Below are 14934 nucleotides of genomic sequence, written 5' to 3'. Positions count from 1 at the left end.
GATATTTTATTTTTAAGCTCATTTACCTATTACCACACATGGATATTGTGATTTTTATCATTATCGGTTTGGGATAACCTAAATATCTTTTGGTAATTTTATTGAACCTAATATCTATTCTTTAGGGAGAAAGAATATATGTGGGAATTATTTGTAATTCTACTTTCGCTTGGGCTGTTAATGTATACAGCTTACAAGGGCTTTTCAGTCATTCTCATGGCACCAATTTGTGCCTTACTCGCTGTTCTTCTCATTAACCCTGCCAATGTCTTACCATTTTATTCGGGTGTATTTATGCCCAAAATGGTGAACTTTATTAAAGATTACTTTCTTGTATTTTTACTTGGGGCAATTTTCGGTAAAGTCGTTGAAATGTCAGGAATTGCTGAGTCTATTGCTAGAACCATTGTAAGATGGATTGGGGCAAAAAAGGCAATTTTAACCGTTGTACTATTAGGTGCAATTTTAACCTATAGCGGCGTTAGTCTTTTTGTTGCTGTATTCGCAATTTATCCTTTTGCCAACCAACTTTTTAGACAAGCCAATATTCCAAAACGTTTAATTCCGGGAACCATTGCGCTGGGTGCATTTACATTTACCATGGATGCATTGCCGGGTACGCCACAAATTCAAAACGTAATTCCAACTACATTCTTTGGCACCAATATTTATGCTGCACCATTTCTAGGAATTATCGGTGCAATTTTTGTTCTATGCATGGGTTTGAGCTACTTAGAATGGCGTCGCCGAGCTGCTGCAAAAGCTGGTGAAGGATTCACTGGTTTTGGGGGAGACGGTACGCAGCCTCAAGAAATTGAAGCCGAAATGTCTCTGCAAAATAATGGAAGTACAGCTCGTCAGTTTTTAGCGTTTGTACCCCTTATTCTTGTTGCGGTAATGAACAAATATTTGTCTAAAGCAATTAAAGAGTGGTATCCAAATGGCTTTGATTTTGCCACTGTCGGTTTAGCTGACTACACCGTAGATGTAGCAAAAACTGGTGCGATCTGGGCAGTTGGCCTTGCACTTATTGTCGGGATTATTTCTGCAATTTTGTTTGATTATCAACGTGTCGTGACGAATTTTAAAGAGGGCATTAATGCCAGTATTGGTGGCTCACTTTTAGCAGTAATGAATACGGCCTCTGAGTATGGTTTCGGTGCAATTATTGCGTCATTACCAGGCTTTGCCATGATTAGTCATGCAATGAGCAGTACCTTCACAAACCCTTTAGTGAATGGGGCTGTGACCACAACAGTATTAGCAGGTATTACTGGTTCGGCTTCTGGTGGTATGAGTATCGCTTTAAGTGCGATGGCTGAACATTATAACGCCGCAATTTTAGCTGCAGGTATTCCACCAGAAGTCATGCACCGTGTGGTTGCAATGGCGTCGGGTGGTATGGATACGCTTCCGCATAATGGTGCTGTAATTACATTACTCGCTGTTACAGGTTTAACCCATAAACAATCGTATAAAGATATTTTTGCAGTTACGGTAATTAAAACATTAGCAGTATTTGTGGTGATTACGGTCTTTACAGTAACAGGTATTGTTTAAATCAGTACGTTATAAGTATTAAGGAGTAAATAAATGACTAAACTTTTAGACGGTAAAGTTGCTTTTATTACAGGTTCTGCAAGTGGTATCGGTCTAGAGATTGCCAAGAAATTTGCTCAAGAAGGTGCCAAAGTTGTTATTTCTGATATGAATACTGAAAAGTGCCAAGAAACGGCGAACTCACTTAAAGAGCAAGGTTTTGATGCACTGTCTGCACCATGTGATGTAACTGATGAAGATGCTTATAAACAAGCAATTGAGCTGACTCAAAAGACCTTTGGTACAGTCGATATCTTAATTAACAATGCTGGCTTTCAACATGTTGCGCCTATTGAAGAGTTTCCAACGGCTGTTTTTCAAAAGCTAGTTCAGGTCATGTTAACAGGGGCATTTATTGGTATTAAACACGTTTTTCCAATCATGAAAGCTCAAAAATATGGTCGTATTATTAATATGGCTTCAATTAATGGCTTGATTGGTTTTGCTGGAAAGGCAGGTTATAACAGTGCTAAACATGGCGTGATTGGCCTAACAAAAGTTGCGGCATTGGAATGTGCACGTGACGGTATTACGGTAAATGCTTTATGTCCGGGTTATGTAGATACGCCATTGGTTCGTGGGCAAATTGCAGATTTGGCTAAAACCCGTAATGTGAGTTTAGACAGTGCGCTTGAAGACGTAATTTTGGCCATGGTTCCTCAAAAACGTTTGTTGTCTGTTGAAGAAATTGCTGACTATGCGATTTTCCTTGCGAGTAATAAAGCAGGTGGAGTAACAGGCCAGGCTGTTGTTATGGATGGTGGTTATACAGCTCAATAATTTAAGTGTTTTAAAAGCCGCTTATTCTATATAAGCGGTTTTTTATTCGTTAAAAATTTACGATCGTCTACTGTTCAAAATAATGCTTTATCTCTACTATAACTTGTTATAAAAAACTAAAAAAATAAGTTCGTTAGGGTATAAATTTATACTTTAAAGGTATTTAACTTATTTCCATTTTTAAAATTTAATAGAGTATGAGAAAGTAATATTTACGTTATTTCCTGATTAGATATTTTCAGGAAAACTCGTCAATTAAAGGATATTAATTGGCATACAAGTTGCTTTTTTAGCAATAAGTTTTAGCTAGGTGAAAAGGATATGATATCACTCAGCCAACAGATGGAACTCAATCATTATTCACGCAAAGCTGAATTTGCGCAGAATTTGATGTCCACGATTTGTGGTGAACACCGTCTAGACACAATTTACAAAGACACTCTCGATTTTCACTATGACGGAATGCGTTTGCCCAATAAAAAAATGGCAATCGGTACAATCAGTTATGGTGCAAACGTTGCCATTAACATCTCAAATTTAAAAGCGTATAGCATTAGTTTGCCGATACGAGGTCGACAAGCTCTCAACATTCGTGGCGCTCATTATCAATCTGATAAAAACAGGGGCCTTATTGTTTCAAATAACGATCAGCAAGATTTGATTATCGATAAAGATTGCAGAAAATTTCAGGTGGTTATTCCTGAACGGAGTATGCAGATTGTCCTTGCAGATTTACTGAATAAACCTATAGAAACGCCTATCATTTTTAACCCTGAAATGCACTTAGACTCTGAGCAACTGATTGGAGCGTGGTGGAAGAATATTCAGAATTTTTTGCAGCTAAAATCACAATATAGTAATTTTTATGGTTTGCAGATGTTATCTGAAGATTATGAAAATTTTGTAATTAAAGCCTTACTATTATCTCAAGAAAACAACTACTCTGAAGCTTTAAAGTCACTCTCACATCAAGATGAGCCAGCTTATATTCGAAAGGTTCGTAATTTTATTATTGAACATGCTCACGAAGAAATCTGTGCAGAAGACTTGCAGCGTTTGGCTGGGGTTTCAAAATCAAAATTGTATGATGAATTTCAACAATACTACGGCACCAGCCCAATGTCGTATTTGAAAAAATATCGTCTTCAACAAATTTACAAAATCTTGAGCACTACAGGAGCAGATAAAAAGGTTTCTATTTCAAAGCTTGCGTATGACTGGGGCTTTAACCATTTAAGCCGTTTTTCTCAAGAATATCGTGAAGAATTTGGAGAAAACCCAAGTGAGACCAAAGGCAAAATTTTCTGATATTTAATTTTCCAAATAAAAAACTGATTTAGGCAACTAAATCAGTTTTTTATTTATCGATTAATATTTATAGGCTTTCTTCGAGCTTTAACACTTGTTTGTGTTTAGATTTCTCATAAATTACTTTTAGGCTAAGTGCAATAAATGAGATGAAGGTTGGTATTGCTAGAATAAAGAAAATACCGCTTAAGCTTAGGTTGAAAGTGAAAATGAGCGAACCAAAGAAAGCGCCTAAAATTGCACCGATACGACCGATGCCATGCATCCATGAAACTCCAACCGCGCGGCATACTGCTGGATAGAACATAGCTGCAAGTGGCAGTAATGAAGACTGTGCACCAGCGAGTAATACACCAATTAAGAAGATAGTAAGACCCAATAAGAAAATATTTGAGCTCACCAAACCTGCAACAATGAATAGGACGAAAGCAATCAGATATGAATATTTAATGACTGTAGTTGGGTTCAGTTTATCCATGTACCATCCCATAATGGTTGCGCCAATTACACCACCAAAAGGGAAAATCGCAGCAATTAAACTAAACTGTTGGGTACTGAAACCTGCTGTTTTTAAAATCGTTGGCATCCAGCTTGTTAAAAGATAGAACACCAAAAGACTAGTAAAACAGCAGAGCCAAAGCATGCTTGAACCCCAAAGATATTTTCCTAAAACCACTTTAACCGGATTTTTATCTGAGGTATTTTCTGCTTGAGTTAAAACAAGTTTTACAGGCTCTTGAAAAGAATGACCTTGAATGTTTTCTAAGATACGCTGTGCTTTATCTTGTTGATGACGTGTAATTAAGTATTGCGTTGATTCAGGTAATTTAAGTAATAAAGCAACCACTAAAATTAGGGGAATACTCCCGCCAATAATAATCACCTTAGCCCAGCCATAGCTTTCTAATAGATAAGCTGACAACACACCGCCACAAGAAATACCAAGCATAAATCCACAGCCAGCAAGACCTGTAAGGAATGCTTTACGTTTTACAGGCATATATTCTGAGACAATAGTACTGATATTCGGCATAGCTGCCCCTAAACCAACACCTGTAATAAAGCGATAAATCATTAAGTCTTGGGTTGAATTAGCAAAGCCACACAAAATGGTAAATATGGAAAACAAAAGACTGGTAAAAACAATAACGCCTTTACGGCCAAACTTATCGGCTAAAGGTCCCGAAATAATTGCACCGATCGACATGCCGACTAAGGCAGCACTTAAAACTGGTGCAAGTTGAGGCTTGGTAATTCCCCAGTCATCTAGTAATGCCGGAGCAACAAAACCAATAATTCCTGTGTCTAGACCATCACAGAAAAAGACAAAAAAGCCTAGAATAAAAACCACCCACTGTAAGGGAGACAGTTTTTCGCGATTGATAATCGTATTCGCATCTATCGTTTTCATATGTATTCCTTCTTAAATTTATTTAATTCCCTGAGTAATTCAATGTATTCGTTACAAAACCTGTATCTTTGATTGAACTATTTTTAGCCACTCTTCACTATCCAATAAGTCCTAATCTTCATCCATATTTTCCAAATTAGATAAAAAGTATTAATTTCATTTTTAATTTAAGTTTTTGAAATATAGATGTTTATTTGTTTTTAATTTTTATCCAGTTTGATTGATTTTGATAATTGCGCAGAGATTGGATAATGCTTGCAGCTTTTGGACAGTCTAAAAAAAATTTCAGATAGAAGATAAAGCCATAACAATGTCAGGAGTTGACACTATGGCTGGTCAAACCATTCAAATTAAAACTGCATCTGGAAAGCAGTTCAGTGCATATCTAGCGACGCCAGAAACAGGAAAAGGACCTGGAGTGGTGCTTTGTCAGGAAATCTTTGGGGTAAATGCAGCCATGCGAGAAAAAGCAGAATTTCTTGCAGAAGAAGGCTATACCGTTTTAGTTCCTGATTTATTTTGGCGTGTAGCACCTAATATCGAACTGGGTTACACACCAGAAGATTTTCAAAAGGCTTTCGAGCTTTATCAGCAATATGATGAAAACCTCGGTATTGAAGATATTCAGGACAGCCTATCTTTTTTAAAGACTCGACCAGAATGTGACACCTCTATAGGCCTCGGTGTGGTGGGGTATTGTTTGGGTGGAAAGCTTGCGTATCTTGCAGGTTGTCGACTTTCTGACGTGGCATGTGCTGTAGGTTATTATGGTGTAGGCATTGAAAAAGCGTTAGATGAGTTAGCCAACGTAAAAGGGCGCTTGGTTTTACATATTGCCGAACTGGACCAATTTACACCGCCAGATGCGAGACAAGCGATTGTCGATGCAGCCAACCAATATTCAAATGTACAAGCTTATGTTTATGAAGGGGTTGATCATGCTTTTGCACGCCCAAAAAGCAATCATTATCACAAACCTTCAGCACGTTTTGCCCACGAGCGTACAGTAACAGCTCTACATGACACGATTGGACCGAAATATGACCTAGTCGCGCTATGGGAAGAGCATATTCGTCATGAGTTTGATACGCGTGACGTCCCAGCAACCATGGCAACGATGGTTGCAGAACCTTATGTGAACCATATTCCAACCTTAACTGGCGGTGTAGGCCAAAGCCAGCTTGCTCGTTTTTATCAATATCATTTTGTTCACCAAAACCCGAAAGATATGAAGATCACCTCGATCTCTCGTACGGTTGGCTCAACGCAAGTGGTCGACGAATTCATTATGAGCTTTACCCATGACGCTGAAATTGACTGGCTATTACCGGGTATAAAACCGACTGGTAAATATGTCGAAATTCCAATGTTAGGTGTAATTCAGTTCAGAGGTTCAAAGCTGTGCCATGAGCATATTTACTGGGACCAAGCGTCTGTACTTGTTCAAATTGGTTTATTAGACCCAACAGGCTTACCCGTTGCAGGTGTCGAGACAGCACGAAAACTTCTTGATGAAGATCTTCCTTCAAATACGTTGATGCCGTCTTGGTCAAGTAGTGAAGGCAAGCCAGTCAATTAAGGAGAATTGTAATGAATATAGATTTAAAAGGAAAAGTCGCTGTGGTGAGCGGTGGCGCAACACTCATTGGTAAAGCCGTTGTGCAAGCCTTGGCGAGTGCAGGTGCTCATGTCGCTATTTTAGATATTGATGCCAAAGGTAAAGCAATTGCAGAAAGCTTTAACCATGATGTGATGTTTATTCAAACCGATTTAACCAGCGATGCGGCTATTCAACAAGCTGTGGCAGATATTCACCAACATTTAGGTAAAGTGAGTTACTTGGTAAATCTGGCATGTACCTACTTAGATGATGGTTTTAAATCTTCCCGTCAGGACTGGTTACAAGCACTCGATATTAATTTGGCCTCTACCGTTGAGCTGAGCCGTGCTTTATACAATGACCTAAAAAAGCAGCAAGGTTCAATCGTTAATTTTACTTCAATCTCGGCCAAAGTGGCACAAACAGGGCGCTGGTTATATCCAGTGTCTAAAGCCGCGATACGTCAACTCACACAAAGCATGGCAATGGACTTTGCTGCCGATGGTATTCGCGTCAACTCCGTTTCTCCGGGTTGGACATGGTCTCGTGTCATTGCAGAAGTCAGCGGTAATAACCGCGAAAAGGCCGATAGCGTGGCAGCCGATTATCACTTGCTAGGCCGATTGGGTCATCCCGAAGAAGTTGCCAATGTTGTTTTGTTCTTATTGTCACCTGCTGCGAGTTTTGTCACCGGAGCAGATTATGCGGTCGATGGCGGATATTCAGTGATGGGCCCTGAAGGATCACAGCCCGCTATTCCACGTTTAGCCGAATAGCATAGCGTTTTAAAGCACATTTAGAAAATTATGGAGAATATTATGCGCCGTATTGCAATTGTTGGAGCAGGACAGTCTGGTTTACAGCTTGGTTTAGGCTTATTAGATACAGGCTATGACGTAACCATGATCACCAACCGAACTGCCGATGAAATCCGCCAAGGTAAAGTCATGTCAAGCCAGTGTATGTTTCATACCGCTTTACAAACTGAACGTGACTTGGGACTAAATTTTTGGGAAGAACAATGTCCAGCGGTAGAAGGCATCGGGCTGGCTTTAGTTAATCCTGAAAATGGTGGTAAAGCATTTGAATGGAGTGCTCGTCTTGAGCGTTACGCTCAATCGGTCGATCAACGCGTCAAAATGCCATATTGGATGGAAGAATTTGAACGCCGTGGTGGCCGATTAGTGATTCAGGATGTGGGAATAGAAGAGTTAGAACAACTCGCAAACGACTACGAACTTGTATTACTCGCGGCTGGTAAAGGTGAAGTCGTTAAACAGTTTGAGCGTGATGATGCACGTAGTGTTTTTGATAAACCGCAGCGCGCTTTGGCATTGACCTATGTCAAAAACATGAAGCCAATTTCACCATACTCTCGTGTGACTTTTAACATTATTCCCGAAGTGGGCGAATACTTTTCATTTCCAGCACTTACAGTAAATGGTCCTTGCGACATTATGGTGTTTGAAGGTATTCCAAATGGGCCAATGGATTGCTGGCAAGATGTCAAAACACCAGAACAGCATCTGCAATGCAGTTTGGATTTACTCAAGAAATTTGTGCCTTGGGAATATGAACGCTGCGCGAATGTTGAGTTAACCGATGCTGGTGGATATTTAGCAGGACGTTTCCCACCGACAGTACGTAAACCGGTTTTAACCTTACCGTCTGGCAAGAAAATTTTTGGTATGGCAGATGCCTTAGTGGTGAATGACCCGATTACTGGTCAAGGGTCAAACAACGCTGCTAAGTGTAGCAAAATCTATTTCGATGCCATTTTAGCCAATGATAATCAAAACTTTAGCGAACAATGGATGGTTCAAACTTTTGAACGTTATTGGGCTTATGCAGAAAAAGTGGTGGCTTGGACCAATAGCCTATTAGTGCCACCACAGCCTCATGTTGTTGAGCTATTAGCAGCCGCAAGCCAAAACCAGAGCATTGCTTCCATTATGGCCAATAACTTTGATGACCCTCGTGCCTTTGCTCCTTGGTGGTTTGATGCAGATCAAGCTCAAGCATTCATGGCCTCAAAAACCGCAGCAAAAGTGGCTTAAGGGCAAAACAGCAAAGGGAGATATGAAAATGGACACAATTGAAACTTTAGCTTTACAAGCAATTAATGCAGAAAACCCAAGAGAAATTCGTAATTTACTTGGTCAGTTTGCAACTGGCGTTACCGTGATTACAACCCGTGGTAAAGATGGTCGGAAGATAGGCATGACAGCCAATTCATTTTCATCGCTGTCTTTAGACCCACCATTAATTTTGTGGAGCCTTTCAAAAACAGCGCCAAGTTTGTCTGATTTTGTAGAAGCTGAATATTTTGCCATCCACATGTTGGCACAAGAGCATCATCAACTTTCTGGACATTTCGCTCGAGGCGCTGAAGATAAATTTGCAGGTGTAGCGCATCAACAATGCAATGCAGGCGTTCCAATTTTGTCCGACGCACTCGCAACCTTGGTTTGCCGCAATGTAAATCAGTATGAAGGTGGAGATCACCTGATTTTTATTGGTCAGATTGAACAATACCAACAACGCCAAGGTGAACCTTTGGTATTCCATGCAGGAAAGTATCGGATTGCTGCAGAGCATCCAGAATTAGCACATTAATTCACCACAATCACGATCAATCCGGTCGTGATTTTTTTATAGGAAATAAGAAGATGAAAAGCACATTAATTAAACATGGATTTTTAGCAGGAACATTGTTGGGTTTGCCGTTGGTTACACATGCCTATGATTTACCGACCGTAAACTTAGGTATGACCAGCTTTCTCGATGGTGGATTACCCGCAGGGCCCGGCTGGTATGCTCAAACCTACTTCCAAAATTACGATAGTAATAAACTGGTCGATGCCAATGGACAAAAATTAGGTTTGCCTAAAACAGATTTAAATTATCAAGTACTGGTTGAGCAGATTAGTTATTTATCGAATGTCCGAGTAAAAGATAAAGCCAGCCTAGGTATGAATTTTTTAATTCCTTTTGTCAGTAAAATGGACATGGATGATGGCTTGAATAATGCTGCCATTAAGGCCCAAAGCGGCTTTGGGGACATTATGATTGGACCATTTATTCAGTTCGATCCAATCATGGGTGCACAAGGGCCGAAGTTTGTACATCGTTTTGAGTTTCAGGTCAATTTACCTACTGGGGAATACGACCAGCAAAAAGATATTAACCCAAGTAATAATGCTGTTTCATTTGATCCTTATTGGGCAGCAACATATTGGTTCAATCCAAAGTGGACAGCTTCAACGCGTATCCATTACCTCTATAACTTTAAAAATGATGACCCAAGCTATGCGTTTGCTGGAGCAAATGATATGCAAGCTGGGCAAGCAATTCATGCAAACTTTGCAACAGACTATGCCATTACCGAACAGTTCCGCTTAGGACTAAATGGCTATTGGTTAAAACAGGTAACTGATACTGAAGTCGATGGTGAAAAAGTTAAAGGCCGACGTGAACAAGTTTGGGCAATTGGTCCCGGTGCGATGTATAGTTTTTCTAAAAATGATCATTTGGTCGCAAATGCTTATTTTGAGCAAGATGCTGAAAACCGCCCAGAAGGTACGCGACTACAAGTTCGTTATGTTCATCATTTTTAAGTCATAAAAAAAGCCTTTTATATCTAAAATATAAAAGGCTTTTATCTATTTTAGTTTACGAAAAAATTGAAGTAATTAAGCCTGAGCCTTCACTTTGACCAGAACGGCGGGTAGAAGAAGGTAATTCACCATAACGGCGTTTATATTCTTGAGAAAAACGGCCTAAGTGAGTAAATCCCCACTTAAATGCAACGTCTGTGACCGATAGATTTTCATTGTGCATCAGCTCTAAATGAGCTTGTTCAAAGCGTAATTCTTTAAGATAAGACATTGGGGTAGTCCCCAAATAGTTTTTAAAGCCAGTAAATAGTGTTCTCACACTCACGCCCGCATGTTCAGCTAAAATTTCGACATTAAGTGGCTCATGTAAATGTTCTTTAATATAGGCTTCTGTACGTTTCACGAAATAAGGAGAAACGGTTTTTTCTTTATAATGATCTATTTTATGTAATGCATTGTTGGGTTGACCATAAATGAGTGCATTGAACAAATTTGACTCAAATTGTTTAAAGGCTAAAGGATGATGAAGCGGGTGTTGCTCGCATGCCAAAGCATCCATCAAGGTTCTAACGAGCTGTAAAAAATAGGCTCCACTTTGTGTAGAAAAGTCTAATTTTGGGTCGAAAACGAGTAAGTTATTTTCTGAATCAGCAATGTGTTGGCGACAATGATACGTAAAATCATCCTTTGAAACTTTTAGAATGAGCTGTGGTGAGTTCGCATGCCAGCGCATACGTAAAGATTGCTGAGGAGAAATAATAGAAGCAACTTGAGAATAAGAAATAAACTTTTGAGAACCAAACTCGATTTCTGCGTAGCCTTGAGTTGGAATTTGAATTAAGTAAAAGTTATCAAGGTGATCTGGTTCAATAATGACATCCGCGCCATATTCCAAGCGACTAATAGACAGTGCGCCTGTTTTAACATGGTGCATGGTTGCACTGAAATCTCGCTTCTGCTGAGAGATTTTAAGATCATGCGGTTTAAAAATTTGGCCTACATTTCGGCAAGTTTCGCTTAAATCGTGGTGATCAAACACCAGATTATGATTGGTAAAGATAGACTCATTTTGAAAATGACGCCCACTGAGTTCTGGGGAGTTGGCTTGGTTCATATTTATCCCTTTTGGCTCACTCCTGTATTTACTTGTATTGCAAGAGCTTTAAAACTTCGCTGCACAGCAAGTAAATACGGCACTTAAAAAATTAAGTTACTCGCAAATTACAATGAGATATAAGCAAAATACAGACCAATTTAACCGCTAATTAATATGATTTTCTCAAATTGTTACGTCGAATTTTGTCCATCAATTTAATACATTCGAGAAATAGAATAGGAGGATATAAAAGGTGCTATAACTTAATCTCATCATGATCTTATTCCTTGAGATCTATCAAAATTTATAGCAAATCCGAGCGAACTGGTCAATTTATTTTGTCGGAATTCATTATTTTATATTATTGATATATAAAAGCTTTTAATTTAAATGCAAAAATTCAATATACCCCTTATAAGAGTATATTGAATCATTTCAGGTTTGAGTGGTTTCTAAATTATTTGTACTGAAGCTATCTGTACTTTTAGCGTGAGGTATTGCTCTGTAAAAATTTCTCGCTGTAGATACGGTAGTTTTGCAGAGCTTGCTCATCTAACCAATTTTTAACGGCTTCAATCATTGGCGGTGGGCCACATAAATACATATCAAAAGCTTGCTCGGCCAGTTGATCTTTATTTAAGTGCTCATGGATATAACCGGCTTTACCTTGCCAAGTTTCCGTTGCCTTAGTCACAATCGGGTGATAGCTAAAGTTAGGTAGCTGTTCTGCATAGGCCTGTAAACGCTGTTGTTCACACAAGTCGGTTTCACTATTTACGCCATAGTACAACTGAACTGCAGGCGAGTTAGGCTGATCAACCAAGTTATCAAGCATTCCCAAGAAAGCTGATAAACCAGTTCCACCTGCCACAAAAACCAGTGGTCGCTCTACTTCACGTAAATAGAAACTACCAAGCGGTGCTTCAATAAGTAAGCTTTGTCCAACCTGACAACGATCACGCAGGTAATTACTCATCACACCGTCTGGCAATAGACGAATTAAGAATTGCAATTGATTGGTCGCATTTGGTCTATTTGCAAAAGAATATGAGCGCCAATCTTCAGTATCCGGTATTTGCAAACGAGCATATTGTCCCGGCAAAAACTGAAGTTGTTCAGCGTGTCTGCTTGCATCAAGATGTAAGATTGCTGTCGTTTCAGAAACTAGCTCAACCGCAGTCACTTTGGTTTCAATTTTTAAGGTATCACCAGCGTTACAGATAGCAGAATCATGATCGAAATAAAAAGCTGCATCGGATTTTACACGGGTCTGGCAAGCTAACATTTTTCGCTCGGCCAAATCACGTTCACTTAATGCATCTTCATCAACATATTCTTGTTCATAAATGCCGGTTTCACACTGTCCCTGACAGGTGCCACAAACACCTTCGCGGCAGTCTAACGGTAGGTTAATTCCTTGGCGAACTGCCGCATCAAGCAGCAATTCATCGTTATTTACCGAAATGAAAAAGGTTTTGCCATCGGCAAAGTTAAGTGCAACTGAATGTCCCATTTTCATTCCCCTTAAACGTGATAGAAGTCTAAAACGGAATCAATTTTGTCATTCAGCAAAATGCTGTGCTGACGACGAATGCGGAAACCATCTGCTGTTTGGCGTAAAAGATAAGTAGCGTGTCCGTAAAAACAGCCTTCTAAACCTTGACGGTTATAAAGCGTTTGCCATGCAACTTTTGCTTCAATTAATCCATCATCCAATGTTTTAACTCGGATGTTGTTTATGCTGTGCAAAGTACGTGGTAATGGCGTTGCAGAGGCTGCTTTTCCGGTACGAATACGGAATACACGGTCTTCAAGGCCTGTACGGTCCGCATAATAAATATAAGACAAGCCCTGATTTGGATCTTGAACATAATTATGGTCATCAATCCACTGTGGAATATGATATTCACTATCTTCATCGTAAAGCTCTAGGTAGGCATCCCAGTCATAAGCATCACAAAGCTCTGCCTTTTTGTACAAAAACTGAGATACAGCAAAATGTAGTTCTTGTGACATGGTTACACCTCATCCATTACGGCATTGTTTTCAAAAGTAATATCCTGCATTTTCAATGCTTTCTTATTTAAGCCATCAAGCATTAGACGTTGCCAATGTCCATGCTGGTTTACATAGAGTCCTTCATGGGTAAATTCACGGCCAGTAATAACGGGTTGAATGCCTAAATCTTGTGAGTTTTTGGTCGCGCCATATTCCCAAGACTGACAGCCACGAGAAATATCGCTCCAACGTTCAAGTCGTGCCTGGAAACCTTTTTGCTGTTCACGGAATTCAACTAAATCGTCTGGTGTACCAAGGCCTGATACGTTAAAGAAATCTTCAAACTGGCGAATACGGTTACGGCGCGCTTCAGCAGATTCACCTTTAACACCAATACATTGACTAATGACTTCGGTTTTATTCCATGCCACAGGACGAACAATACGAAGCTGTGAGCTAATCTGGTCCATAAAGAATAGGCTAGGGTACAAGTTCAAGTTTCTTAAACGGTGCATTGCCCATTCAGCATATTTGTCGCCATATTTTTCAACCATATATGGCATAACGGTGCCGTAGCCCGGACGAACAGTTGGGTTCGGCATGTCACTAAATAATACGCTATGACCATTTTTGAAACTAAACCAGCCATCGTCGGTTTCTGAGTCACCGGCACCTAACTTGCTGTAGTCAAGCGTATCGAGTTCTTCACCTTTTGATGCATTGACTTGCTGGCGATGTTGGACTGTAGAAACATAGTTATAGTGAACAGTACTTACATGGTAACCATCTAGGCCATTTTCATTTTGTAGCTTCCAGTTACCTGCAAAGGTATAAGATGACTTGCCTTGTAATACTTCGAGTTCATCTGTTGGGGACTGGTTAACCATTAAATCAAGAAACAGTTTTGCATCGCCCAAAAAGTCTTCAAGAGAATCTGTTGCTTGAGTATCAAGGCTTACAAATACGAAGCCACGGTAGCTGGCAATACGGCCTTGTTTTAAGCCACGGCTTGATTTATCAAAATCTTCACAATATTCGCCTGGTGCTTTGACTTTCACCAAGCGGCCATCTGACTTATAGCACCATGCGTGGAATGGACAAGTAAATGTAGATTGGTTGCCTTTAGCAACGCGTGTTAAAGTCGCACCGCGATGCTCACAGGCATTGACCATGGCGTGTAATTCACCTTTACCATCACGGCTCACAATAATCGGTTGACGACCAATTTGAACGGTTAGGAAATCATGATTGTTTGGAATCTCACTTTCGTGACATGCATAAATCCAAACCTTTTCAAAAATAAGTTCCATTTCCAAGTCAAATAGTTCAGGTTCAGTAAACATATTTCGTGCAATACGAAACACGCCATCGTTAGGACGGAAGTCGATACATCCATCTACAAAATCATTCCATTGTTTTAAATTAGATGAGGTCATTTGCTCAATCCTATTCATTCAGCTTTTAACTGATTGAACCGCGATTAGGCTTTGGCCTCTATCCGTTTTTTCCAGATCTTTATCCACTT

13 protein-coding genes are annotated in these 14934 nt (G+C 39.7%); 8 read left to right on the top strand and 5 right to left on the bottom strand.

What is annotated here, in order from left to right; genetic code table 11:
- Positions 1 to 138 precede the first annotated feature (138 nt).
- The 3 genes from ACIF8R_RS03515 to ACIF8R_RS03505 all read left to right on the top strand — a co-directional run bounded on the left by ACIF8R_RS03515 (position 139) and on the right by ACIF8R_RS03505 (position 3687).
- Complete coding sequence (locus ACIF8R_RS03515; RefSeq protein WP_396479127.1) at positions 139 to 1560, top strand: GntP family permease; 1422 nt, start codon at positions 139 to 141, stop codon at positions 1558 to 1560.
- A 33-nt stretch (positions 1561 to 1593) separates the two neighbouring features.
- Positions 1594 to 2379 (top strand): 3-hydroxybutyrate dehydrogenase, encoded by a 786-nt coding sequence (locus ACIF8R_RS03510; protein WP_288421538.1) that lies wholly within the window; start codon positions 1594 to 1596, stop codon positions 2377 to 2379.
- Between the two features lie 321 nt (positions 2380 to 2700).
- Positions 2701 to 3687 carry an AraC family transcriptional regulator gene (locus tag ACIF8R_RS03505; RefSeq protein ID WP_396479125.1) on the top strand — a complete coding sequence of 329 codons (987 nt, stop codon included), beginning with the start codon at positions 2701 to 2703 and terminating at the stop codon, positions 3685 to 3687.
- Between the two features lie 67 nt (positions 3688 to 3754).
- Here ACIF8R_RS03505 and ACIF8R_RS03500 read toward each other — a convergent pair whose 3' ends face one another.
- Positions 3755 to 5098 (bottom strand): MFS transporter, encoded by a 1344-nt coding sequence (locus tag ACIF8R_RS03500; RefSeq protein WP_396479123.1) that lies wholly within the window; start codon positions 5096 to 5098, stop codon positions 3755 to 3757.
- Positions 5099 to 5426: 328 nt separating this feature from the next.
- On the opposite strand from ACIF8R_RS03500, the gene ACIF8R_RS03495 reads away from it, so the two are divergent.
- Genes ACIF8R_RS03495 through ACIF8R_RS03475 form a run of 5 tightly spaced genes read left to right on the top strand, consistent with a single transcriptional unit; the run spans position 5427 to position 10315 of the window.
- Entirely contained in the window at positions 5427 to 6677 is a 1251-nt protein-coding gene (locus ACIF8R_RS03495) for a dienelactone hydrolase family protein (protein ID WP_396479121.1), read from the top strand.
- A gap of 11 nt (positions 6678 to 6688) precedes the next feature.
- Positions 6689 to 7474 carry an SDR family oxidoreductase gene (locus ACIF8R_RS03490; protein ID WP_396479119.1) on the top strand — a complete coding sequence of 262 codons (786 nt, stop codon included), beginning with the start codon at positions 6689 to 6691 and terminating at the stop codon, positions 7472 to 7474.
- Positions 7475 to 7516: 42 nt separating this feature from the next.
- The gene (locus tag ACIF8R_RS03485) at positions 7517 to 8755 is read left to right on the top strand and encodes a styrene monooxygenase/indole monooxygenase family protein (RefSeq protein ID WP_396479117.1); all 1239 of its coding nucleotides are present in this window, start codon (positions 7517 to 7519) and stop codon (positions 8753 to 8755) included.
- A 28-nt stretch (positions 8756 to 8783) separates the two neighbouring features.
- Positions 8784 to 9314, top strand: coding sequence for a flavin reductase family protein (locus ACIF8R_RS03480; RefSeq protein ID WP_174741113.1), 531 nt, complete (start codon positions 8784 to 8786; stop codon positions 9312 to 9314).
- Between the two features lie 53 nt (positions 9315 to 9367).
- On the top strand, positions 9368 to 10315 hold the full coding sequence (locus ACIF8R_RS03475; RefSeq protein ID WP_174732014.1) for a transporter: 948 nt from the start codon (positions 9368 to 9370) through the stop codon (positions 10313 to 10315).
- Positions 10316 to 10370: 55 nt separating this feature from the next.
- Here ACIF8R_RS03475 and ACIF8R_RS03470 read toward each other — a convergent pair whose 3' ends face one another.
- From ACIF8R_RS03470 to antA, 4 genes are all read right to left on the bottom strand, one after another.
- Entirely contained in the window at positions 10371 to 11429 is a 1059-nt protein-coding gene (locus ACIF8R_RS03470) for an AraC family transcriptional regulator (RefSeq protein ID WP_396479115.1), read from the bottom strand.
- Positions 11430 to 11895: 466 nt separating this feature from the next.
- A complete protein-coding gene (antC, locus tag ACIF8R_RS03465; protein WP_396479113.1) occupies positions 11896 to 12930 on the bottom strand; it encodes an anthranilate 1,2-dioxygenase electron transfer component AntC in 1035 nt (344 codons plus the stop codon).
- Between the two features lie 5 nt (positions 12931 to 12935).
- Complete coding sequence (antB, locus tag ACIF8R_RS03460; protein ID WP_000076809.1) at positions 12936 to 13427, bottom strand: anthranilate 1,2-dioxygenase small subunit; 492 nt, start codon at positions 13425 to 13427, stop codon at positions 12936 to 12938.
- A gap of 2 nt (positions 13428 to 13429) precedes the next feature.
- The gene (gene antA, locus ACIF8R_RS03455) at positions 13430 to 14845 is read right to left on the bottom strand and encodes an anthranilate 1,2-dioxygenase large subunit (RefSeq protein WP_396479111.1); all 1416 of its coding nucleotides are present in this window, start codon (positions 14843 to 14845) and stop codon (positions 13430 to 13432) included.
- Between the last annotated feature and the right edge of the window lie 89 nt (positions 14846 to 14934).

It is taken from the genome of Acinetobacter sp. ABJ_C4_1 (assembly GCF_044538495.1).
In the GTDB taxonomy this organism is placed as follows: Bacteria; Pseudomonadota; Gammaproteobacteria; order Pseudomonadales; family Moraxellaceae; genus Acinetobacter; species Acinetobacter nosocomialis_A.
Note: the sequence above shows the minus strand (reverse complement) of the source record. Positions and strands in the feature narration are given on the sequence as shown.

What these genes read in the sequence shown, in the direction of transcription:
- ACIF8R_RS03475 (WP_174732014.1), top strand. Translation starts at nt 9,368, where the DNA reads ATGAAAAGCACATTAATTAAACATGGATTTTTAGCAGGAACATTGTTG.
- ACIF8R_RS03500 (WP_396479123.1), bottom strand. Translation starts at nt 5,098, where the DNA reads ATGAAAACGATAGATGCGAATACGATTATCAATCGCGAAAAACTGTCT.
- ACIF8R_RS03515 (WP_396479127.1), top strand. Translation starts at nt 139, where the DNA reads ATGTGGGAATTATTTGTAATTCTACTTTCGCTTGGGCTGTTAATGTAT.
- ACIF8R_RS03495 (WP_396479121.1), top strand. Translation starts at nt 5,427, where the DNA reads ATGGCTGGTCAAACCATTCAAATTAAAACTGCATCTGGAAAGCAGTTC.
- ACIF8R_RS03510 (WP_288421538.1), top strand. Translation starts at nt 1,594, where the DNA reads ATGACTAAACTTTTAGACGGTAAAGTTGCTTTTATTACAGGTTCTGCA.
- ACIF8R_RS03470 (WP_396479115.1), bottom strand. Translation starts at nt 11,429, where the DNA reads ATGAACCAAGCCAACTCCCCAGAACTCAGTGGGCGTCATTTTCAAAAT.
- ACIF8R_RS03505 (WP_396479125.1), top strand. Translation starts at nt 2,701, where the DNA reads ATGATATCACTCAGCCAACAGATGGAACTCAATCATTATTCACGCAAA.
- ACIF8R_RS03480 (WP_174741113.1), top strand. Translation starts at nt 8,784, where the DNA reads ATGGACACAATTGAAACTTTAGCTTTACAAGCAATTAATGCAGAAAAC.
- antA (WP_396479111.1), bottom strand. Translation starts at nt 14,845, where the DNA reads ATGACCTCATCTAATTTAAAACAATGGAATGATTTTGTAGATGGATGT.
- antC (WP_396479113.1), bottom strand. Translation starts at nt 12,930, where the DNA reads ATGAAAATGGGACATTCAGTTGCACTTAACTTTGCCGATGGCAAAACC.
- ACIF8R_RS03490 (WP_396479119.1), top strand. Translation starts at nt 6,689, where the DNA reads ATGAATATAGATTTAAAAGGAAAAGTCGCTGTGGTGAGCGGTGGCGCA.
- ACIF8R_RS03485 (WP_396479117.1), top strand. Translation starts at nt 7,517, where the DNA reads ATGCGCCGTATTGCAATTGTTGGAGCAGGACAGTCTGGTTTACAGCTT.
- antB (WP_000076809.1), bottom strand. Translation starts at nt 13,427, where the DNA reads ATGTCACAAGAACTACATTTTGCTGTATCTCAGTTTTTGTACAAAAAG.